The 769-nt window shown below is 74.0% G+C and carries 1 protein-coding gene; it reads left to right on the forward strand.

The annotated features are described in order from the left end of the window. Positions 1 to 769: tetratricopeptide repeat protein (locus tag FV228_RS31415; protein WP_147857940.1), on the forward strand; the 769-nt coding region annotated here is incomplete at both ends.

Raw genomic sequence — 769 nt, forward strand, 5'->3', positions numbered from 1 at the left:
CGCCCGGGCCGCCGGCATGATCGAGCCGGATGCCGCGATCGACCGCCTGGAACGGCTGGCGCTGACCTGGCACGGCGGCCCCACCGAGACCGGCATTGCGGTCGGATTGGCGCGGCTCTACCTCGACGCCGGCCGCTGGCGCGACGCGTTCGCGGCCCTGCGCCGGGCGAACGCAATCGCGCCGAACGACACGGCCACGCAGGCGCTTTCCCGCGAGGTGCGCACCGCCTTCGAGAACCTCTATCTCACCGACAAGGGCGACCGGCTCACCGGGATCGAGGCCGTGGCGCTCTACTTCGATTTCCGCGAGCTGGCGCCCATCGGGCGGCGCGGGGACGAGGTGGTGCGCCGGCTGGCCGACCGCCTGGTCGGGCTCGACCTCCTGGATTCGGCCGCCGACCTGCTCCAGTACCAGATCGACAACCGGCTCACCGGCCCGGCCCGCTCCGCGGTGGCGGCCCGGCTCGCCACGATCCGGCTGATGGACGACAAGCCGATGCGGGCGCTGCAGGTGCTCGACGCGACCAACCTGCCCGAGCTGCCCGGCGAGCTGAAGCGCGCCCGCGCCCTGGTCCGCGCCCGAGCCCTCTCGGACCTGACCCGCACCGACCTGGCCCTGGAAACGATCGAGGATGAGAGCGGTCCCGATATCGAGCGGCTGCGGGCCGACATCTACTGGGGCGCCCGCCGCTGGCGCGAGGCCGGCGAATCGCACGAATCGCTGCTCGGCGAAGCCTGGCGCGCCGGCCGGCCCCTCGACGCGCAGGCC

This window comes from Methylobacterium sp. WL18 (genome assembly GCF_008040015.1).
GTDB classification, from domain to species: Bacteria; Pseudomonadota; Alphaproteobacteria; order Rhizobiales; family Beijerinckiaceae; genus Methylobacterium; species Methylobacterium mesophilicum.